This is a genomic window from Klebsiella sp. R445 (assembly GCF_051131755.1).
Taxonomy (GTDB): Bacteria; Pseudomonadota; Gammaproteobacteria; order Enterobacterales; family Enterobacteriaceae; genus Klebsiella; species Klebsiella lignicola.
The window spans coordinates 4,558,582-4,580,336 of record NZ_CP180446.1 but is presented as its reverse complement, the minus strand read 5'-3'; the positions used below and the strand labels follow the sequence as shown (position 1 = coordinate 4,580,336).

Here is a 21,755-nt window from a genome sequence, read left to right as displayed (position 1 = left end):
GATGTAATAAGAGGAAGCGCACATGGAATGGCTTATCAGCCACTGGTGGATTCTGGTGTTGGTCTTTTTAGTGGGCGTCATGATTAACGTCATCAAAGATCTTAATCGTGTTGACCACAAAAAATTTCTCGCCAACAAGCCAGACCTGCCCCCCCATCGTGATTGCAACGATAAGTGGGACGATGACGACGACTGGCCGAAGCACGACCAGCCGAAGAAATAAGTCCAGCCCCCGGTCAGCGCTGCGCTGCCGGGGCATTCCCGGATGACGGTGTAAAGATGTTATCCGGGATCTACCACCTCATCACAACAGTTCGATAATATCGTCATCTTTCGGCGTGCTGCCGCTTAGCGCTTCATCGAAATAGTGCTTCGGTACGGTATAGCGCAGACGCTCAAGCGCAAACTGCATGCTACGATCGTCAATCGCGTGTCCCAGATCCTCAACGATATCCAGCGTCACATCGCCACCAGCCTGTAACAGCGCCTCTTGCGCCGACACCGCCCATGCCAGGTCGATAACGCGATCTTCGCCACCGTGAATCAGGTGAATCGTCGTCGCCGTCGTCGCTGACTGAGGAAGCGTCGCGTAACGCCCGTTAAACGCGATAACCCGCGAGGCCAGTCCCGACTCGGCTTTGATACTCTCCAGCGACATAATCGCGCCCTGAGAGAAACCAATCAGCGCCGTGGCCTGCGGACTCACACCGCTCTGTTTCTGCCAGTAACGAACCGTCTCAATAAAGGTCGGCATAATCGCGTCGATTCGCGACTGACGATTTTCCTCAGTGACTCCCTGAACGGAAAACCACTGCCGGCCCGGAGGAGGACCACAAGGCTCGGCCCCGCCGATACTGACAATCAACGCATCCGGAAACTGCGGTGCGAACAAACTGCCGATCTGCCCCATTGAAACGGGGTTATCCCCGACGCCATGAAACAGCAACAGCAGCTGTTGGGCAGGTGTCGCCGGGCTTTGAACAATAAAATGGTCGTGTTTCATGGCGGTCTCCTTAGTGTACGTGGGCAGTTTACGCCGCACGTGGAATATGACCATGACATTTAACTGAATGAGTTAGTTAAAAAAATTGCAGTTCTTCAACCTGCTGGCGCAACGCCTCAGCCCGCGATGCATCCAGGCTGAACAACGCCTGTTGCGCCTCCTCACGCATCCTGACCAGCAGCGCTTTGCGCCCGGCCAGGCGTAATTCCGTGCAAATCAGCGCTTCATCCTGGCGTTGCAGGCGTGCACGCAGAGCAACAAGCGCGCATTCGCTCTGCAGCACCAGGCGATTCAGAGCGCCGATTGCCGCCAGCAATGGTCGATGGGCGAAGGCAAAGCCGGCGATATCGAGCCAGTCCTCTTCCGTAAGCATAGCTGCTTGCACCGTTGGCAGCGGCAACGTGGTGTCACGCCACTCCCGCAGCCAGAACTCATCCCGTGCCAGCCGCTGTGACTCCTGTTGAACCAGTTCACCACCCGCTGCGGTTAACGGATACAGCGCCATCGCCGTATAGCAACCGCTGCTGGCCTCACGATGGGTGCCTAAGCGCACCAGGGTAAAACCGCAGCGCTGCCAGAAACGCCAGAGCTCAGGGGTATACCCAAAGCTCACCGACAGATAATCGAGAGCGCGAGAGTGCGCGACCGCCCTGGCGACCAGCGCCTGCCCTAGCCCCTCCCGCTGCCGGGCCGGATGGACGGCAATGCGGGTGATGCGCTGCCCGTTTAAGGTCGCCGCCAGCGGACTGCCGCCATGGGCCGCCAGCGACTGCGCCACCAAATTACCGCGTGGACGACGAAAGCCCGCCCACACCGCTTTACTCAGCGCGGGGGCCAGCCCGCCCTCCTCCACGCACCACAATGCCCCAGCAACTCCGTCCTGCGTGCGTGCGCAGGTAAAGTGCTGACCCGGGGCATCCATCATCCGCCGTAAATCCAACGGCGATGTCCGGTAATGGGCGCCGGAAAGCAGCTGGTACATCGCCGGAGCCAGTCCGTTGCGCTGCTGCCAACTGGCCTGATCCACGGCGCTCACCTCGACGTCACCCGTGGGCGCCTGGGCAAAACTCTCGTCGCCGAACAACAGCAGATCGCTGACCAGCGCTTCCAGCGGGCAACCGGGTGCCCAGCGAATAGGGGTCGATAGCTGGAACTGCCACAGGTGCTCAAAGCTGGCGCAAAACTTGAGCATAAACCCGCGCCCGGTTCCTTCATAACCCTGGACGGTGGTGGTCAGCAAGGTCCGGGGGAAGCGGGCAACCAGCTGGCGCAGCAACGGCCCGGGAATGGTGGCCGCTTCATCCACGATCAGCCACCCGGCCTGCACATCGTTGGCCAGTAGCGCATCGGGAGCCATATAGTGAAAATCTTCGCCAGCAAAGGCAGCCATCACCTCGGTGGCACCGCGCGCCGGGGCGGTGACGATGGCATCGCCAGCCAGCTGGCGTATCAGCATCCCCGCCAGCGCGGATTTCCCCCTCCCGCGTTCGGCGGTCACAACGGCGATACCTGGCGGGAGCGCGGCCAACCGCTCAAGAAGTGCGGCCTGCCCGGCCTGAGGATAACCATCTGCCGGCTGCCACTCTGGCCGGGGGACGCTGTCCGGTAAGGTCAGAGTCTCACCCTGTCGCCAGATCACCGTGTCGCGACTGGCGCTGACCTGCTGGCAGAAGCGGTGGACAAAATGTGGGGTTGGGATCGGTGCTGGCGCATCGCTCCAGCGTAGAGAGTCTGCGTCAGGCAGCGTTGGCCAGCGCACAAAATCTGGCGTCAGCAGTATCAGCCAGCTTCCGGCGCGCAGGGTACCGCTCAGCGCCGCGAAGGCCGCCACGTCAAACCCATGACGGGCGTCGAAGAAGGCGTGATGATATTCACGCCCGAGTAAGGATTTTAAGGCGCCCGGCAAGATAGCGGGCTGTGCCTGCGGCTCGCTGCCGACCCACAGGCCATCGCCACCCAGGCGTTCACGTAGCTCGAGCGCCTGTTGCAGACACCACGCGTTCTCGCCGCTGAGCACCAGCAGGCGACGAATACCGGTTTGCACCATCTGCGCCGTCAGGTTAAGCAGCTTATCCATGTACTGTCGCGATCAGAGCGAGTTACCGAAAGTATTGCACTGTGCCGGTTCGCCACTATCAAAGCCGCGCTTAAACCAGGTGTAACGCTGTTCAGAGGTACCGTGAGTGAAGCTGTCCGGCACCACGCGACCCTGGCTCTGCTGCTGCAGACGATCGTCGCCGATGGCTTCTGCGGCATTCAGCGCTTCCTGCAGATCGCCGGTTTCCAGGATATCCTGTTTCTGCATGTTGTGGCCCCAGACGCCAGCAAAGCAGTCGGCCTGAAGCTCCATCTTAACCGACAGGCGGTTCACTTCGGTCTGCGATGCCTGCTGCTGCATCTGGCGAACTTTAGGCTCAATCCCCAGCAGCTTTTGCACGTGGTGGCCTACTTCGTGCGCAATGACATACCCTTGTGCGAAGTCGCCATCCGCACCGAGCTTATTCTTCATTTCGTCGTAGAACGACAGGTCGATATAGACGGTGCTGTCCGCCGGGCAATAGAACGGTCCCATTACCGACTGGCCGGTTCCGCATCCGGTCCGCGTGGCGCCGCGATAGAGCACCAGCTTCGGTTTGACATACTGACGCCCCATCTTTTCAAACAGCGGCCCCCAGGTGTCTTCGGTGGTCGCCAGGATCACCGAGGTAAATTTAGCGGCTTCATCGTCTTGCGGGCTGACAGAATGCTGGGAGGTCGTTTGCTGCTGGCCGATCGGCTCGCCCGTCAACATGCCGGTTAAATCCACGCCGTAGTAGCCGGCCACCAGCACGATAATCAGCAGTACGATCCCGCCCTTACCCGTGGGCAGACGAAAACCGCCACCGCCGCCGCCCATTGATGGGCCTGAACTATTTCGCCTGTCTTCAACATTATCGCTTTCACGACGCCCTTGCCAACGCATAGGAACCTCTATCTCTTTCATTCTCGAATAGAAGAGATCGTAGGCCGTTAAGCGGAAAATTACCACAGGAAACAACAGGAAGACGCCAGAAGACCGGACGGTCTTCTGGCGGAGAGATATTTAGTCCAGCTTCACACCCAGACGATGGGCCACTTCTTCATAGGCTTCGATCAGGCCGCCGAGGCTCTGACGGAAGCGATCTTTGTCCATTTTGTCGAGGGTATTTTTGTCCCACAGGCGGCTGCCGTCCGGGGAGAATTCATCACCCAGCACCACTTCGCCTTTGAACAGACCAAACTCCAGCTTGAAGTCGACCAGGATCAGACCGGCGTCATCAAACAGTTTTTTCAGCACGTCGTTGGCTTTGAAGGTCAGTTCCTGCATGCGCGCCAGGTTCTCTTTGCTGACCCAGCCGAAGGTTTCACAATAGGATTCGTTGACCATCGGGTCGTGCATCGCATCGTTTTTCAGGAACAGGTCAAACAACGGTGGCGACAGCTCAATCCCTTCTTCAATGCCCAAGCGTTTCACCAGCGAACCAGCCGCACGGTTACGGACAACGCACTCCACCGGAACCATATCCAGCTTTTTCACCAGGCATTCGGTATCAGAGAGCAGGGCTTCCATTTGGGTCGGGATGCCGGCTTCTTCCAGTTTGCTCATAATGAAATGGTTAAACTTGTTGTTCACCATGCCTTTACGGTCGAACTGCTCAATGCGCGCGCCATCACCTGCTGATGTATCGTTACGGAATTCGAGTACCAACAGATCCGGATTCTCGGTGCTGTAAACGGTTTTCGCTTTACCACGATACAACTCAGCTTGCTTTTGCATCTTTGTTACTCCAGTGAAGATATAGACGATAAAAATTGCGCTTTTCGCCTATACACCAAATCATTCAGGTTACCTCGACGCGGCAATGGAACGACAACTTCGTCAACAACGAAAGCGACCAACTACGAAGCAAATTGCAGGATTTAGTGTATACGCACACGTTTGCGTCACTATACATGAAAAAGGGCCGGATTACTCCAGCCCTTGTTTATTACTTAGCGAATGCTGCCTGGAATACGGCAACCAGCGCGTCGTTCTGCGACTGGGTCAACGTATGGCCTTTCGGATCGATGAACTGCAGGCTACTGCGGTTATCGAGGTCACCGACCTGCAGTTTGTAGTCACCAGAAACCAGCTCTGGGTCGCGAGCGCCCAGTTCCTGCCAGCTGCTGTCAGACAGCGGCTTGTAGGTCAGCGCCATGCTACCCTGCGAACGGGTGCTGTCGGTAACCTTCATGCCCACTTTTTCCAGGGTACCCGGCAGACGTTGCCACACCATGTTAAACGGTGCGCGCACAACCAGCATCGGCAGACCAGTATCGTCGGCAGCGCTCTGCACGTCGAATGTCGCGCCGGCATTTTTCTGCGCCGCGTTCTGCGCGCTGGTGGCGTTCATATCCAGACCTTCGGAGATGACGTTCAGCATCGCGGTGCTGTAGCGCTGCAGCGATGCCGGATCGGAGATCGGTTTGCCAGCCTGTTCCAGATTCACCAGCTTCACAATCACCGCCTGCTGATAGCCCTGCGGTTTCACTGAGATTTGATAGCGACCACGGTACTGCTGGTCTTCATCGAGGCGAGACCACTCCACCCAGTCGGTATTCAGCGTCTGGCTGGCATCGTCACGTTTGGTGATGACATAGTTCTTTGACTGTACGATGCTGGTCACCTGGGCCCACAGCGAACCGCTACGACCGTTCTCAACCATCAGCGTCGCGGTATCACCGTTAAACTGAGTGCGAGCACCGCTCACCAGTGCCAGAGGCTGAGCAGGTGGACGAATGTCCAGCGCTTTACCCACGGCGCCTGTGCTGGTCGCGACCGGAATATTATAATCACTCACCTGAACCGGCAGAATCATGCCAGCAGGTGCGTGAATTTCACTGAGCGGCGCAGCTTGCAGGTAGACCTCGTCGCCTCCAACCTGACGCTTGTAGCGTGAATCGGAACTACAAGCCGCGAGAAGCAGGACCAATGAAACGCCCGCAACCTTCGTCAGGCGCGACTTCTGTACTGAGTAAGCCATCAAATCTCCCTAAACTTTACAGCAAACCGGCATGCTTCAGCGCTGCAGTGACGGCCTTAATACCATTTTCGGTAATCGGCGTCATCGGCAGGCGCAGCGTATCGGTTGCCACAAGACCCAACGCCTTACATGCCCACTTAGCGGGAATCGGGTTGGGTTCGACAAATAATTTTGTATGCAATGGCATCAGACGCTGGTTTATTACACGAGCCTGCGCGAACTGGCCTTCAGCTGCCAGACGGCACATATCAGCCATGTCGCGAGCCGCCACGTTCGCCGTAACGGAAATCACGCCATGACCGCCAAGCTGCATAAAGTCCATTCCGGTGGCATCATCGCCGCTCAACAGAATAAAGTCATCTGAAACCAGCTCTTTGATCTGATGAACACGACTTAAGTTCCCCGTCGCTTCCTTAATACCGATAATATTTTTTACTTCCGCCAGGCGACCGACGGTTTCCGGCAACATATCGCAGCCAGTACGGGACGGCACATTATACAGAATTTGCGGCAGGTCGGTGTGTTCTGCGATAGCTTTAAAGTGTTGGAACAGCCCTTCCTGGGTCGGACGGTTGTAATAAGGGGTGACCGTCAGGCAACCTACAACACCGCTATTGTTAAAACGTTTGGTCAGGCTGATAGCCTCTGCGGTTGCATTTGCACCGGTACCCGCGATAACCGGGATACGTCCGTCAGCCAGTTCAAGCGTCGTCATGACGACATCGCCATGCTCTTCATGGCTCAGGGTTGCGGATTCTCCGGTAGTCCCTACCGAAACGATCGCCGAGGTTCCGCTGGCGACATGGTAATCAATCAGTTTTTTCAGGCTTGACCGGCAGACGTTACCGTTTTCATCCATCGGCGTGACAAGCGCTACAATACTTCCCGTGAACATGGGCCATCCTCAGAGCAGAAGTGCAACAAGATTCTCAATGTTACGTTTGGTGCCGTAATAAAAGCAAGAGACCCGACGCCATCAGGGATGTTGTATGCCGGTTTTTTTTATGCTTTCCTAATGTTACCTCACCTTTTTAAAGGAAGAACAGGTTTGACCGCCTCATTACAACACTATCTGGTTATTACCGCTTTGGGCGTTGACCGTGCCGGCATCGTGAACACTATCACCCGCCACGTCAGCAGCTGCGGCTGTAATATCGAAGACAGCCGGCTGGCCATGCTTGGTGACGAGTTTACGTTTATCATGCTGCTTTCAGGTTCATGGAACGCGATTACGCTTATCGAGTCGACCCTGCCATTAAAAGGCGCCGAGCTGGATTTGCTGATCGTAATGAAGCGTACAACCGCGCGTCCTCCGCAAGCCATGCCAAACACCGTCTGGGTCCAGGTTGAGGTACCGGACTCACCACACATTATCGAACGTTTCACTGCCCTGTTCGATGCGTGGAATATGAATATCGCCGAGCTGGTTTCTCGTACCCAGGTCAGCGGTGATGACGAGTCAGCGCAGTTGTTTATTCAGATAACCGCTCACAGTCCCGCAACACAAAATGCATCAAATATCGAACAAGCGTTCAAAGCCCTATGTACAGAATTGAATGCACAAGGCAGTATTAATATCGTTAATTATTCACAGCATGATGAACAGGATGGAGTTTGAGTAATGAATCCACTGAAAGCCGGTGATATTGCACCGAAATTTAGCTTACCGGACCAGGACGGCGAGGAAGTAAATTTGACCGACTTCCAGGGACAGCGTGTTCTGGTTTATTTTTACCCGAAAGCCATGACCCCGGGTTGTACCGTTCAGGCCTGTGGCCTGCGCGATAACATGGATGACTTAAAGAAAGCGGGCGTTGAGATTCTGGGGATCAGTACTGATAAACCGGAAAAACTCTCCCGTTTCGCCGAAAAAGAGTTGCTGAACTTCACGCTGTTGTCTGATGAAGATCATCAGGTATGTGAGCAGTTTGGCGTCTGGGGCGAAAAAACGTTTATGGGGAAAACTTACGATGGCATCCACCGCATCAGTTTCCTGATCGACACCAGCGGTAAAGTCGAGCACGTGTTTGATAACTTTAAAACCAGTAATCACCACGATATCGTACTGAACTGGCTGAAAGAAAACGGCTAACCGTTCACCTGATATCAGGACGCCGGACCGCGATTCATCGTTCCGGCGTCTATTTTAACCACGGTTATCCCGCGTAAAGCCCTACTTCTCTTCTTCCACCACCAGGCCATCTGGCCAGGCGTGTACCACCGCTTTGATGAGCGTCGCCAGCGGAATCGCAAAGAACACGCCCCAGAAGCCCCACAATCCCCCAAAGATGACCACCGAGAGAATAATCACCAGCGGGTGCAGGTTCACGGCTTCGGAAAACAGCACCGGAACCAGCAGGTTACCGTCCAGCCCCTGAATAATCAGATAGACCGCAAACAGGCTCCAGAACTCCGGGCCTGCGCCAAACTGGAACAGCGCCACACCGACCACCGGAATGGTCACCACGAAGGCGCCAATGTAGGGGATCAACACCGAGAAACCCACCAGCACCGCCAGCAAGAGCGAGTAGTTGAGGTCAAACAGAATAAAGCCGATCCAGGTTGCCACGCCGACAACGATCATCTCCAGCACTTTACCGCGGATATAGTTGGTAATCTGCTGGTTCATCTCTTTCCACACCTGCCCTGCCAGACCGCGGTTGCGTGGCAGCACGCGACGCACGGCATTCAGCATCTGCTCTTTGTCTTTCAGCAGGAAGAAAACCATCAGCGGCACCAGCACCAGATAGACCGCCAGGGTCAGCAAACCAACCAGCGAGGCCAGAGAGTATTTGACCACTGAATCGCCCATGGTCAGCACGCGGCTGCGCATATTGTCCGCCATGGCGTCGAGAATGCCGGCATCCATCAGCGCCGGATAACGGCGAGGGACCGTGGCGGCAAAGTCGGAGAGTTTATTGAGCATCCCGGGCATATCACGGATCAGATAGATCCCCTGCTGCCAGGCCACCGGCATCACCACAAACGCCATCAGCAGCAGCACGCCAACGAACAGGATCAGGACAAACGAGGTCGCCCAGGTGCGCGAAAACCCGACACGCTCCAGTCTGACGGTCGGCCATTCCAGCAAATACGCCAGCACAATCGCCACCAGTAAGGGCGCCAGCAGGCCGCTGAAAAAGAACATGATGCCGAAACCAGCCAACAAAATAACCAGCAGCGCTATCGCTTCCGGATCGCTGAACCGGCGACGATACCACTGCATTAACATCTCAAGCATAAAACCCTTCCCTGAAGCGCATAGCGGCAAAAAAACCGAGGGAATTGTATCTAAATGTCACCTGAAAGACTTCGCTTTTATTAGCAAAGCCACAAACATTCACGCTCGCACGAAGATCATATTTTCAATAGCCTCTGCGCCAGCTAAACTCGCAGGACGCGCGGATACGGAACATTACGCCGCCCTATCGGTCAAACTGGCACACCCACATTACAGGACAGAGGTTATGTTCAGGCAGTTAAAGAAAACGCTGGTGGCAACCGTCATAGCGTCACTGACGCTGGGTTCAATTTTGCCGGCTTTTGCGGACTCCGCAGATACCCTGCCAGATATGGGCACCTCTGCTGGAAGCACCCTCTCCATTGGCCAGGAATTGCAAATGGGGGATTACTATGTGCGTCAGCTGCGCGGTAGCGCGCCGCTGATTAACGATCCCCTGTTGGTGCAATATATCAATGGCTTAGGTATGCGCCTGGTGTCACACGCTAACTCCGTGCGGACCCCATTTCACTTTTACCTGATCAATAACGACCAGATTAACGCCTTCGCCTTCTTCGGGGGCAACGTCGTGCTGCACTCCGCCCTGTTCCGCTATTCGGATACCGAAAGCGAGCTGGCGTCGGTCATGGCGCACGAAATCTCACACGTCACCCAGCGCCACCTGGCGCGCGCGATGGAAGACCAAAAACGCAATGCCCCGCTGACGTGGGTCGGCGCACTGGGCTCTATCCTGCTGGCGATGGCCAGCCCACAGGCGGGTATGGCAGCCCTTACCGGCACGCTGGCAGGCACCCAGCAGGGGATGATCAGCTTTACCCGTCAGAACGAAGAAGAAGCCGACCGCATCGGGATTCAGGTGCTACAGCGTTCCGGCTTTGATCCGCAAGCGATGCCAGCCTTTATGGGCAAACTGCTCGATGAGTCGCGCTATTCCACCCGCCCGCCTGAAATGCTGCTGACTCACCCCTTGCCGGAAAGCCGTCTGTCGGACGCCCGTAACCGTGCGAACCAGATGCGACCGGTGGTGGTTCAGTCTTCCGCCGATTTCTACCTGGCTAAGGCCAGAACCCTGGGAATGTATAACTCCGGGGCCAATAAGCTCGGGGATGATTTACTCAACGCGTGGGCCAAAGGCAATATTCGTGAACAGCATGCTGCCCAGTACGGGCGGGCGCTGCTGGCGATGGGAAGCAACAATTACGATCTGGCACGCAAAACGCTACAGCCGTTGCTGAGCGCCGATCCGCAAAATGCCTGGTATCTCGACCTGGCGACCGATATCGACCTTGGGCAGAAGAAAACGGCCGATGCCATCAACCGGCTGAAAAACGCCAAAGAAATTCGCACCAATCCGGTGTTGCAGCTGAACCTCGCCAACGCTTACCTGCAGGGCGCTCAGCCGGCGCAGGCGGCGACCATCCTCAACCGCTACACCTTTAACTACAAAGACGACACCAACGGGTGGGATCTGCTGGCCCAGTCTGAAGCGGCGCTCGGCCATCGCGATCAGGAGCTGGCGGCGCGTGCGGAAGGCATGGCGCTGGTCGGCCAGCTCGACCAGGCGATTACGCTGCTGAGCAGCGCCAGCTCACAGGTGAAACTGGGCAGTTTGCAGCAGGCTCGTTACGATGCACGTATCGACCAGCTACGTCAGCTGCAGGAACGATTCCGCCCCTATCAAAAAATGTAAGGAGACCCGATGTCTGACGCGGTAAAAATCTACCATAACCCTCGCTGCTCCAAGAGCCGTGATACCTTAAGCCTGCTGAAAGCTAACGGCATCGATCCTGAAGTGGTGCTCTATCTGGAGACGCCGCCGGATGCTGCCACCCTGCGCCAGCTGCTGAAAATGCTCGGCATGGTCAGCGCCCGCGAACTGATGCGTCAGAAAGAGGATCTGTATAAATCGTTGGATCTTGCCGACCCGCAGCTGAGTGAAGATGCGCTGATTCAGGCCATCGTCGACAATCCAAAGCTGATGGAACGACCGGTGGTCGTCAGCCATGGTCAGGCGCGTATCGGCCGGCCGCCGGAGCAGGTTCTGGAAATCGTCAGCTAACAGGCCAAGCGCCATCGCAACGATGGCGCAAGCATTAAAGAGAGACCGCTACAGCTTGAGGATCTCTTTCACGAAAGGAATGGTCAGTTTACGTTGGGCGGTGATAGACGCGTGATCGAGCTGATCGAGCGTCATAAAGAGCGAGCGCATTTCACGATCGAGGCGTTTAAGCAGAAAACGGCAGACGTCTTCCGGCATCTCGAAACCACGCAGGCGCGCACGCAGCTGTAGCGCCTGCAGTTTGTCTTCATCTGACAACGGCTGCAGTTTGTAGATCTGCCCCCAGTCAAGGCGTGACGCCAGATCTGCCAGCCCAAGGTTCAGCTGTCGCGGCGGACAATCACCGGTAATCAACAGACGGGTTTTTCCCGACTCGAGGATCCGGTTGTACAGATTGAAGATCGCCATTTCCCATAGCTCATCGCCGGCCACGCACTCGATGTTATCAATACAGACCAGCGACAGCTGCTCCATTCCATCGAGCACTTCCGGAACAAACCACGTACGCTTATCCAGTGGAACATAGCCCACCGCATCGCCGCGCTGGGAAAGCTCCGCACAGGCGGCATGTAAGAGATGACTGCGCCCCGCGCCTTCACGTGACCAGATATAGATGTACCCGCTATGTTCCTGCCGCAGCACGTTCTGTAACGCAGCAAGAAGAGAGGGATTATCACCCGGCCAAAAACTCGCGAAAGTTTCATCATCGGGAAGATACAGTGGCAAAGAGAGCTGTGCCGGTGCGTTCAGATGGACCTCATCATAGGCTTACAGAAAAACGCGAAGAGTTTAGCACGAAGAAGGCCAGGTGAGAACCGGGTGGGATCGCCACCCGGTTGAAGGATCAATGTTTTACATCTTCGCTGTCTGCTGCATCCAGAACCACCTCTTCCGGACGCAGGACGCTGATCAATTTGAAGATCAGGCTCAGGCCAACGCCGACAATCGTCGCCAGCGCCATACCTTTCAGCTCCGCCGCGCCAATGTGCACCTTCGCGCCGCTCACGCCAATGATCAGAATCACCGAGGTCAGAATCAAATTCTGCGCCTTGTTGTAATCCACTTTCGATTCGATCAACACCCGAATACCGGATGCGCCAATCACGCCGTACAGCAGCAGCGACACGCCGCCCATCACCGGCAGCGGGATGATTTGAATGGCCGCCGCCAGCTTGCCCACGCAGGAGAGCAGAATCGCGAAGATAGCCGCGCCGCCGATGACCCAGGTGCTGTACACGCGGGTGATAGCCATAACGCCGATGTTTTCACCGTAGGTGGTGTTTGGCGTCGATCCAAAGAAGCCGGAGATCATCGTCGACAAACCGTTGGCAAACATCGAACGATGCAGGCCAGGATCGCGGATCAGATCTTTTTTAACGATGTTAGCCGTTACCACCAGGTGACCGACGTGCTCAGCAATGACCACCAACGCCGCCGGCAGAATGGTGAAGATCGCAAACCACTCAAAGCGCGGGGTGTAGAAGGTTGGCAGAGCAAACCAGTGCGCTTGTGCAATCGGCGTGGTGTCGACAACGCCCATCACGAAGGAGAGCGCGTAGCCAACCAGCACGCCAATCAGAATCGGGATAATCGCCATAAAGCCACGGAACAGCACCGAACCAAACACCGTGACGCCCAGCGTGACCATCGAGATAATAATGGTTGTGCTATCCGGTGATTGGCCGTCAGCCGGTAACAGACCGGCCATGTTGGCCGCCACGCCCGCAAGCTCCAGACCAATGACCGCGACAATCGCCCCCATTGCGGCAGGCGGGAACATCACGTCCAGCCAGCCGGTTCCCGCTTTTTTGACAATAAAGGAGACCACGCAGAACAGCGCGCCGCACATAATAAAGCCACCGAGCGCGACTTCATAACCCAGCGGCAGCAGCAGCAGTACCGGCGAGATAAACGCAAAGCTCGAGCCCAGATAGGCCGGGATTTTGCCCTTACAGATGAAGAGATACAGCAGAGTCCCGACGCCGTTAAACAGCAGAACGGTGGCCGGGTTGATATGAAACAGTACCGGGACCAGGACCGTTGCGCCAAACATAGCGAACAGATGCTGTAAACTAAGTGGAATTGTCTGTAAAAGCGGCGGTCTTTCACTCACCCCGATTGCGCGGCGCGTCATAACGTTTTCCTCTGAGAGTCGTGTGATTAGTTGCTGTGATTTTGTTTTATTCAAAAAAAAGCCGACTCTTAAAGTCGGCTTCTTATTATTCATTCAATTACTTGGTACCAAAAATCTTATCGCCGGCATCGCCGAGTCCCGGAATAATGTATCCGTGGTCGTTGAGGCCCTGGTCAATGGAAGCGGTGTACATCTCCACATCCGGGTGCGCTTTCTCGAGTGCGGCAATACCTTCCGGCGCCGCCACCAGCACCAGCACCTTAATGCTGGAGCAGCCTGCTTTTTTCAGCAGATCGATTGTGGCGATCATCGAACCGCCAGTTGCCAGCATCGGGTCAACCACCAGTGCCATACGCTCATCGATGTTTGACACCAGCTTCTGGAAGTAAGGAACCGGCTCCAGGGTTTCTTCGTCACGGTAAACACCCACCACGCTGATACGCGCGCTCGGTACGTGCTCCAGAACCCCTTCCATCATGCCCAGACCCGCACGCAGAATCGGCACAACGGTGATTTTCTTACCTTTGATCTGCTCGACTTCTACCGGACCATTCCACCCTTCGATGGTGACTTTTTCTGTTTCCAGGTCGGCGGTCGCTTCATAAGTCAGCAAGCTCCCTACTTCTGAGGCAAGTTCACGGAAGCGTTTGGTGCTGATGTCGTGCTCACGCATCAGGCCCAGCTTGTGTTTGACGAGCGGGTGTTTCACTTCCACAATCTTCATTCTCTTTCTCCTCTGAGGGGCAGCCACAAAAAAAATCGCGGGATTATACCGCTTTTTTCCATTTGCGCCATAGCCGATATGTTTGACCGGGATCAACCAAAATGCTTTACGCTGCCTGAACCAGTATATACCCTAAATAATTCGAGTCGCAGGAAGGCGGCGACAGAGGGAATTCCCAGGAGCTTACTGAAGTAAGTGACTGGGGTGAGCGAGGAAGCCAACGCACCTGCAACTTGAAGTATGACGGGTATAAAACAGAATAAAAAAAACCCCGCACAAGCGGGGTTGGATGAAATGAACGGTCAACTACAACGCATCACCGTTGGTACTAATAACCTGTTGATACCAGGTGAATGATGCCTTACGGCTACGGTCCAGCGTACCGTTACCTTCATTATCTTTATCAACGTAAATAAAGCCATAGCGTTTTTTCATTTCGCCGGTGCCGGCGGACACCAGATCGATACATCCCCATGGGGTATAGCCCATCAGATCCACGCCGTCCTCAACCACCGCTTTTTTCATCTCGGCAATATGCGCAGAAAGATAATCGATGCGGTAGCGATCGTCTACCGTGCCGTCCGCTTCGCGCACGTCGATGGCGCCAAAGCCGTTCTCAACAATAAACAGCGGCAGCTGATAGTGATCCCAGAACCAGTTCAGGGAGTAACGCAGGCCCACCGGGTCAATCTGCCAGCCCCAGTCTGATTTCTGGACGTACGGGTTGGAGACCAAACTTTTCGTCTCGTCATAATCCAGCTGCGGGTTATCATCGGTCGCTTTGGTCGCGAAGGACATATAGTAGCTAAAGCCAATATAGTCGACGCAGCCTTCGCTCAACGCCTGGCTATCCGCGTCGGTGATATCCAGCTCAAACCCGCGACGGGCAAAGTAGTTCAGCAGATGCTGTGGATAGCGGCCACGGACATGCACATCGGTGAACCAGTAGCGGCGATGCATGGCGTTCATCGCCATCATCATATCGTTCGGGGCGCAGGAGAGCGGGTAGATTGGGCACATTGCAATCATGCAGCCCACCAGCAGCGACGGGTTAATCTCACGTGCGGCCTTCACCGCCAGGGCGCTGGCAACCAGCTCGTAATGCGCCGCCTGATACATCACCGGCTCACGGTCTTCACCCGGCTGGTACTTCAGGCCTGAGTTCGTGAATGGCGCGAAGTCTTCGTGATAGTTTGCTTGGTTGTTGATCTCATTGAAGGTCATCCAGTACTTCACTTTATGCTGATAGCGGTGGAATACCACTTTCGCAAAGCGCACGAAGAAATCGATCAGTTTACGGTTACGCCAGCCGCCATACTCCGTCACCAGATGGTACGGCATTTCGAAGTGGGAGAGCGTAATCACCGGCTCAATGCCGTGCTTCAGGCACTCATCGAACAGGTCGTCATAGAATTGTAAGCCGGCTTCGTTTGGCGTCAGCTCATCGCCCTGTGGGAAGATACGTGTCCAGGCAATCGAGGTGCGGAAACATTTGAAGCCCATTTCTGCAAACAGCTGAATATCGTCTTTATAACGATGGTAAAAATCAATCGCCTCATGGTTGGGATAGTTTTTCCCCGCCACCACGCCATCGGTGATTTCACGCGGCACGCCGTGCGCTCCGGCGGTCATCACATCAGCCACGCTGATGCCCTTCCCCCCTTCCTGCCAGCCCCCTTCAAGCTGATGCGCCGCCACAGCGCCGCCCCACAGAAAACCTTCTTTAAATCCAGACATGTTCTCTTCCTTTTATCCTGAACACAAAAAAGAAACCGGTTTCAGTGGCATGATGGCGATTCCCACAGACAGAGGCAAGCACAAGAATGTACCCGGTTTCATTTTCGTGAACAGTATCAAATTTGTGCATATTGCGGCTGATTCACGCCGACTGTAAAGCAGGCTCGCAAACGTTTGCTATCCCTGTTAGAATTGCGCCGATTTTTCTTGCTACCGCAAATGTGTGGAGATTTCGCAGTGACCGATAAAACCTCTCTCAGCTATAAAGATGCCGGCGTAGATATTGATGCAGGCAACGCTCTCGTCGACCGTATTAAGGGTGTGGTGAAGAAAACCCGTCGCCCGGAAGTGATGGGTGGACTGGGCGGATTCGGCGCACTGTGCGCATTGCCGCAAAAATACCGCGAACCGGTTCTGGTTTCCGGCACTGATGGCGTCGGTACCAAGCTGCGTCTGGCGATGGATCTGAAGCGCCACGATACTATCGGTATCGATCTCGTGGCGATGTGCGTCAACGACCTGGTGGTCCAGGGCGCAGAGCCACTGTTTTTCCTCGACTACTATGCCACTGGCAAACTGGATGTCGATACGGCAGCCAGCGTCATCAGCGGTATCGCCGAAGGCTGTCTGCAGTCCGGCTGTGCGCTGGTTGGCGGCGAAACGGCAGAGATGCCGGGGATGTACCACGGAGATGACTATGACGTGGCCGGTTTCTGCGTCGGCGTAGTAGAAAAATCAGAAATCATCGATGGCAGCAAAGTTGCCGATGGTGATGTGCTGGTGGCACTGGCATCCAGCGGCCCGCACTCCAACGGCTACTCGCTGGTGCGTAAAATTATCGAAGTCAGCGGTGTCGATCCTCAGACCACTGACCTGAACGGTACCCCGCTGGCGGACCACCTGCTGGCGCCGACCCGCATCTACGTTAAGTCGGTGCTGGACCTGATTGCCAACGTTGACGTGCATGCTATCGCTCACCTGACCGGTGGCGGCTTCTGGGAAAACATTCCGCGCGTGCTGCCGGACAACACCCAGGCGGTCATCGATGAGTCTTCCTGGCAATGGCCGGAAGTCTTCAACTGGCTGCAAACTGCCGGTAACGTCAGCAGCCATGAAATGTACCGTACCTTCAACTGCGGTGTCGGTATGGTTATCGCCCTGCCGGCCGATGTCGCCGACAGCGCCATTGCGCTGCTGAGCGAGAAAGGTGAAAACGCGTGGAAAATAGGCTATATCAAAGCTTCAGATTCCGAACAGCGTGTGGTCATTGAATGAAAAACATCGTGGTGCTGATTTCCGGTAACGGCAGTAATTTGCAGGCGATTATCGACGCCTGCGCCCGGAAACAGATCAACGGCACCCTGCGAGCGGTATTCAGTAATAAGGCCGACGCGTTCGGCCTTGAACGTGCACGTGAAGCCCATGTTGCGGCCCACGCGCTGACGGCCAGCCAGTTTGCCAACCGTGAAGCTTTCGATCGCGAGCTGATGCAAGAGATCGATGCTTACGCACCGGATCTGGTGGTGCTGGCGGGCTATATGCGGATCCTTAGTCCGGCGTTTGTCGCCCACTATCAGGGGCGCCTGCTGAATATCCACCCGTCACTGTTGCCAAAATACCCGGGGCTGCATACGCACCGCCAGGTGCTGGAAAACGGTGATGAAGAGCACGGGACATCGGTGCATTTCGTCACCGATGAGCTCGACGGCGGCCCGGTCATTCTGCAAGCCAAAGTGCCGGTTTTCGCCGATGACAGCGAAGACGATATCACCGCCCGCGTACAGGCTCAGGAGCATGCGATTTATCCGCTGGTCGTGAGCTGGTTTGTCGACGGTCGTCTGCGCATGGAGGGCAATCAGGCATGGCTTGATAATGTTCCTCTGCCGGCGCAGGGATATGCCGCCGAAGAATAAATATCAACGCCTCTGCCTTACTCAGAGGCGTTTTTTTTGGTGCATTATTTCGCTGGTCATACCGTCTTCTCCACCCTCATCCCATGGCCGTTTATGGCGCGTCGACGCCCGGGAAGAACCTGGTTTTGTCTACAATATCAGCAAACGCGCAGCACCTTTTTTCTTCACAGCATATTGAAAGAAAACTGTCATACTTCTTTGACATAGTTGGACATTCAATGGCAAAGCTCGCCATAATGAAAAAGCAACATCAATCAACCGGAGTGTGAGTTGTAATGGGCCAGGAAAAGCTATATATCGAGAAAGAACTCAGCTGGTTGTCCTTTAACGAACGCGTACTTCAGGAAGCGGCGGATAAAAGCAACCCACTGATTGAGCGCATGCGCTTTTTGGGAATCTACTCCAACAATCTCGACGAATTCTATAAAGTGCGCTTCGCTGAACTTAAGCGCCGCATCATTATTAGCGAAGAACAAGGCAGTACCGCCCATTCTCGCCATTTATTAGGTAAAATCCAGGCCCGGGTCCTCAAAGCTGACCAGGAGTTTGACAGCCTGTACAACGAGCTGCTGCTGGAGATGGCGCGTAACCAAATCTTCCTGATCAACGAACGCCAGCTCTCGGTCAATCAGCAGTCCTGGCTACGCAACTACTTCAAACACTACCTGCGCCAGCATATCACCCCTATTCTGATTAACCCTGAAACGGACCTGATCCAGTTTCTGAAAGACGATTACACCTATCTGGCGGTCGAAATCATCCGCGGCGAGACCATCAATTACGCCCTGCTGGAAATTCCGTCAGATAAAGTCCCGCGCTTTGTGAACCTGCCGCCGGAAGCACCACGTCGCCGCAAACCAATGATTTTGCTTGATAACATCCTGCGCTACTGCCTGGATGATATTTTTAAAGGCTTCTTTGATTACGATGCGCTCAACGCCTACTCGATGAAAATGACCCGTGATGCCGAGTACGACCTGGTACACGAGATGGAATCGAGCCTGATGGAGCTGATGTCCTCCAGCCTGAAACAGCGTCTGACGGCGGAGCCGGTACGCTTTGTCTATCAGCGCGACATGCCGGACACCATGGTCGAAATGCTGCGTGAGATGTTCTCTATTTCGCGCTACGACTCGATGCTGCCGGGCGGCCGCTATCATAATTTCAAAGACTTTATCGGCTTCCCGAACGTCGGGAAGGCCAATCTGGTCAACAAGCCACTGCCGCGCCTTCGCCACACCTGGTTCGATAAATTCCGTAACGGGTTTGACGCGATTCGCGAGCGCGACGTGCTGCTGTACTATCCGTACCATACCTTTGAGCACGTGCTGGAACTGCTGCGTCAGGCGTCGTTCGACCCGAGCGTGCTGGCCATCAAAATCAATATTTATCGCGTTGCCAAAGATTCACGCATCATCGACTCGATGATCCATGCCGCCCATAATGGTAAAAAAGTTACCGTCGTGGTCGAACTGCAGGCGCGCTTTGATGAAGAAGCCAACATTCATTGGGCAAAACGCCTGACCGAAGCGGGCGTGCACGTTATCTTCTCCGCGCCGGGCCTGAAAATTCACGCCAAGCTGTTCCTGGTGTCGCGTAAAGAGGGTGATGAAGTCGTCCGCTATGCCCATATCGGTACCGGCAACTTCAACGAAAAAACCGCCCGCTTGTATACCGACTATTCGTTGCTGACCGCCGATGCGCGTATTACCAATGAAGTGCGTCGCGTCTTTAACTTTATCGAAAACCCATACCGCCCGGTAAACTTCGATTATCTGCTGGTTTCGCCACAGAACTCGCGCCGCCTGCTGTATGAAATGATCGACAGAGAGATTGCCAACGCCCAGAACGGACAGCCTTCCGGCATCACGCTGAAGCTGAACAACCTGGTGGATAAGGGACTGGTGGATCGCCTGTATGCGGCCTCAAGTTCCGGGGTTCCGGTTAATCTGTTGATACGCGGCATGTGCTCGCTGATCCCCGGCCTGGAAGGCATCAGCGAAAACATTCGCGTGACCAGTATCGTTGACCGCTTCCTGGAGCACGATCGCGTCTATGTCTTTGAAAACGGCGGCGACAAGCAGGTCTGGCTCTCTTCCGCAGACTGGATGACACGCAATATTGACTACCGTATTGAAGTGGCCGCCCCGCTGCTGGATCCGCGCCTGAAACAGCGCGTACTGGATATTTTTGATCTGTTGTTCAACGACACGGTCAAAGCACGCTATCTTGATAAAGAACTGAGTAATCGCTATGTACCGCGCGGCAACCGCCGTAAGGTACGCGCACAGCTGGCGATCTACGACTATCTCAAATCACTCGAACAGCCCGACTAACTATGCCAATAAACGAAAAAACCCCTCGTCCTCAGGAGTTTGCTGCGGTCGACCTTGGTTCAAACAGTTTTCATATGGTGATCGCGCGTGTCGTCGACGGCGCGATGCAGATCATCGGCCGCCTGAAACAACGGGTTCACCTGGCCGATGGCCTGGATGAAAACTCCGTGCTTAGCGAAGAAGCGATCGCTCGCGGGCTTAACTGCCTGTCGCTGTTCGCCGAACGCCTGCAGGGTTTTTCCCCCTCCAGCGTATGCATCGTCGGGACCCATACCTTACGCCAGGCGGCAAACGCCGCTGAGTTTCTCAAGCGTGCGGAAAAAGTGATTCCCTATCCGATTGAGATAATCTCGGGGAATGAAGAAGCACGCCTGATTTTTATGGGCGTTGAGCATACGCAGCCGGAAAGGGGCCGTAAGCTGGTCATCGATATCGGCGGTGGTTCGACGGAGCTGGTGATTGGCGAGGATTTCGAACCGCGGCTGGTTGAAAGCCGGCGCATGGGTTGCGTCAGCTTCTCGCAGATCTACTTCCCTGGCGGCACCATTAACAAAGAGAATTTCCAGCGCGCGCGCCTGTCGGCCGTGCAGAAGCTGGAAACGCTGGCATGGCAATTCCGTATCCAGGGCTGGAACGTGGCGCTGGGTGCCTCTGGCACCATCAAAGCCGCGCAGGAAGTGCTGGTGGCGATGGGAGAAAAAGACGGCTTTATTACCCCGGAACGTCTGGAAATGCTGGTGGATGAAGTGCTGAAGTATAAAAACTTCGATGCTCTCAGTCTGCCGGGGCTGTCAGAGGAGCGCAAAGCAGTTTTCGCGCCCGGGCTGGCGATTCTGAGCGGCGTTTTTGACGCGCTGGCGATCAAAGAGCTGCGTTTATCCGACGGCGCGCTGCGTGAAGGCGTGCTGTACGAAATGGAAGGACGTTTCCGCCATCAGGATATCCGTAGCCGCACCGCGCAAAGCCTGGCGAATCAGTACAATATTGACCGTGAGCAGGCGCGTCGGGTGCTGGAAACCACCACCCACATGTTCGAACAGTGGCAGGAGCAGAATCCCAAGCTTGCCAACCCGCACCTGTCTGCACTGCTCAAATGGGCGGTTATGCTGCACGAAGTGGGGCTAAATATTAACCATAGCGGGATGCATCGCCACTCGGCGTATATCCTGCAGAACAGCGATTTGCCCGGCTTCAATCAGGAGCAGCAAATGCTGATGGCAACGCTGGTTCGCTATCATCGTAAAGCCATCAAGCTCGACGATTTGCCGCGCTTTACGCTGTTTAAGAAAAAGCAGTTCCTGCCGCTGATTCAGCTTTTGCGTTTGGGCATCTTGTTGAATAACCAGCGCCAGGCGACCACCACGCCGCCTACGCTACGTCTGCAAACGGAAGCTAACCACTGGACGCTGGTCTTCCCGCACGACTGGTTCAGCCAGAATGCACTGGTGCTGCTCGATCTGGAAAAAGAGCAGCAGTACTGGGAAGGTGTGCCCGACTGGTTGCTGAAGATTGCCGAGGAAGAGCCCGACAACTAATCCGCAGGCCGGGTTGAAACAACCCGGCCGC

At 55.4% G+C, this 21,755-nt stretch carries 20 protein-coding genes; 9 read left to right on the top strand and 11 right to left on the bottom strand.

The window, feature by feature from the left end:
• Positions 1-22: 22 nt before the first annotated feature.
• Positions 23-223 (top strand): YpfN family protein, encoded by a 201-nt coding sequence (locus ACMYSN_RS21640; protein WP_123755338.1) that lies wholly within the window; start codon positions 23-25, stop codon positions 221-223.
• Positions 224-304: 81 nt separating this feature from the next.
• Here ACMYSN_RS21640 and ypfH read toward each other — a convergent pair whose 3' ends face one another.
• The 6 genes from ypfH to dapA form a co-directional block, all read right to left on the bottom strand.
• A complete protein-coding gene (ypfH, locus tag ACMYSN_RS21635) occupies positions 305-1,003 on the bottom strand; it encodes a hydrolase (protein WP_462496121.1) in 699 nt (232 codons plus the stop codon).
• A 76-nt stretch (positions 1,004-1,079) separates the two neighbouring features.
• On the bottom strand, positions 1,080-3,080 hold the full coding sequence (locus ACMYSN_RS21630) for a tRNA(Met) cytidine acetyltransferase TmcA (RefSeq protein ID WP_462496120.1): 2,001 nt from the start codon (positions 3,078-3,080) through the stop codon (positions 1,080-1,082).
• Between the two features lie 12 nt (positions 3,081-3,092).
• Positions 3,093-3,965, bottom strand: coding sequence for a neutral zinc metallopeptidase (ypfJ, locus tag ACMYSN_RS21625; protein ID WP_462496119.1), 873 nt, complete (start codon positions 3,963-3,965; stop codon positions 3,093-3,095).
• 120 nt (positions 3,966-4,085) lie between these two features.
• Positions 4,086-4,799 carry a phosphoribosylaminoimidazolesuccinocarboxamide synthase gene (purC, locus tag ACMYSN_RS21620; protein WP_123755342.1) on the bottom strand — a complete coding sequence of 238 codons (714 nt, stop codon included), beginning with the start codon at positions 4,797-4,799 and terminating at the stop codon, positions 4,086-4,088.
• Positions 4,800-5,010: 211 nt separating this feature from the next.
• Positions 5,011-6,045 carry an outer membrane protein assembly factor BamC gene (gene bamC, locus ACMYSN_RS21615; protein WP_123755343.1) on the bottom strand — a complete coding sequence of 345 codons (1,035 nt, stop codon included), beginning with the start codon at positions 6,043-6,045 and terminating at the stop codon, positions 5,011-5,013.
• Positions 6,046-6,061: 16 nt separating this feature from the next.
• On the bottom strand, positions 6,062-6,940 hold the full coding sequence (gene dapA / locus ACMYSN_RS21610; protein ID WP_462496118.1) for a 4-hydroxy-tetrahydrodipicolinate synthase: 879 nt from the start codon (positions 6,938-6,940) through the stop codon (positions 6,062-6,064).
• Between the two features lie 153 nt (positions 6,941-7,093).
• Between dapA and ACMYSN_RS21605 the strand changes: the two genes are divergently transcribed.
• Complete coding sequence (locus ACMYSN_RS21605) at positions 7,094-7,663, top strand: glycine cleavage system transcriptional repressor (protein ID WP_462496117.1); 570 nt, start codon at positions 7,094-7,096, stop codon at positions 7,661-7,663.
• A gap of 3 nt (positions 7,664-7,666) precedes the next feature.
• Positions 7,667-8,137 (top strand): peroxiredoxin, encoded by a 471-nt coding sequence (bcp, locus tag ACMYSN_RS21600; protein WP_462496116.1) that lies wholly within the window; start codon positions 7,667-7,669, stop codon positions 8,135-8,137.
• An 81-nt stretch (positions 8,138-8,218) separates the two neighbouring features.
• Here bcp and ACMYSN_RS21595 read toward each other — a convergent pair whose 3' ends face one another.
• Complete coding sequence (locus tag ACMYSN_RS21595) at positions 8,219-9,286, bottom strand: AI-2E family transporter (protein ID WP_462496115.1); 1,068 nt, start codon at positions 9,284-9,286, stop codon at positions 8,219-8,221.
• A gap of 226 nt (positions 9,287-9,512) precedes the next feature.
• Between ACMYSN_RS21595 and bepA the strand changes: the two genes are divergently transcribed.
• Complete coding sequence (gene bepA / locus ACMYSN_RS21590; RefSeq protein WP_123755348.1) at positions 9,513-10,976, top strand: beta-barrel assembly-enhancing protease; 1,464 nt, start codon at positions 9,513-9,515, stop codon at positions 10,974-10,976.
• A 9-nt stretch (positions 10,977-10,985) separates the two neighbouring features.
• Positions 10,986-11,345 carry an arsenate reductase family protein gene (gene arsC / locus ACMYSN_RS21585; protein ID WP_462496114.1) on the top strand — a complete coding sequence of 120 codons (360 nt, stop codon included), beginning with the start codon at positions 10,986-10,988 and terminating at the stop codon, positions 11,343-11,345.
• A gap of 48 nt (positions 11,346-11,393) precedes the next feature.
• On the opposite strand, the gene ACMYSN_RS21580 is transcribed toward arsC, so the two are convergent.
• From ACMYSN_RS21580 to ACMYSN_RS21565, 4 genes are all read right to left on the bottom strand, one after another.
• A complete protein-coding gene (locus ACMYSN_RS21580) occupies positions 11,394-12,095 on the bottom strand; it encodes a DnaA inactivator Hda (RefSeq protein ID WP_123755350.1) in 702 nt (233 codons plus the stop codon).
• A 94-nt stretch (positions 12,096-12,189) separates the two neighbouring features.
• Positions 12,190-13,479, bottom strand: coding sequence for a uracil permease (gene uraA, locus ACMYSN_RS21575; RefSeq protein WP_123755351.1), 1,290 nt, complete (start codon positions 13,477-13,479; stop codon positions 12,190-12,192).
• A 97-nt stretch (positions 13,480-13,576) separates the two neighbouring features.
• Positions 13,577-14,203 (bottom strand): uracil phosphoribosyltransferase, encoded by a 627-nt coding sequence (upp, locus tag ACMYSN_RS21570; RefSeq protein WP_123755352.1) that lies wholly within the window; start codon positions 14,201-14,203, stop codon positions 13,577-13,579.
• Positions 14,204-14,509: 306 nt separating this feature from the next.
• Positions 14,510-15,940, bottom strand: a complete 1,431-nt coding sequence (locus ACMYSN_RS21565; protein WP_462496113.1) for a 6-phospho-beta-glucosidase — start codon at positions 15,938-15,940, stop codon at positions 14,510-14,512.
• Between the two features lie 237 nt (positions 15,941-16,177).
• Here ACMYSN_RS21565 and purM point away from each other — a divergent pair, with 237 nt between their 5' ends.
• The 4 genes from purM to ppx all read left to right on the top strand — a co-directional run bounded on the left by purM (position 16,178) and on the right by ppx (position 21,724).
• Entirely contained in the window at positions 16,178-17,215 is a 1,038-nt protein-coding gene (purM, locus tag ACMYSN_RS21560; RefSeq protein WP_434583570.1) for a phosphoribosylformylglycinamidine cyclo-ligase, read from the top strand.
• Complete coding sequence (gene purN, locus ACMYSN_RS21555; protein WP_462496112.1) at positions 17,212-17,853, top strand: phosphoribosylglycinamide formyltransferase; 642 nt, start codon at positions 17,212-17,214, stop codon at positions 17,851-17,853. Before purM ends, purN begins: the two co-directional genes overlap by 4 nt.
• A 275-nt stretch (positions 17,854-18,128) precedes the next feature.
• Entirely contained in the window at positions 18,129-20,189 is a 2,061-nt protein-coding gene (gene ppk1, locus ACMYSN_RS21550; RefSeq protein WP_462496111.1) for a polyphosphate kinase, read from the top strand.
• A gap of 2 nt (positions 20,190-20,191) precedes the next feature.
• The gene (gene ppx / locus ACMYSN_RS21545; protein WP_462496110.1) at positions 20,192-21,724 is read left to right on the top strand and encodes an exopolyphosphatase; all 1,533 of its coding nucleotides are present in this window, start codon (positions 20,192-20,194) and stop codon (positions 21,722-21,724) included.
• The last annotated feature ends 31 nt before the right edge of the window (positions 21,725-21,755 follow it).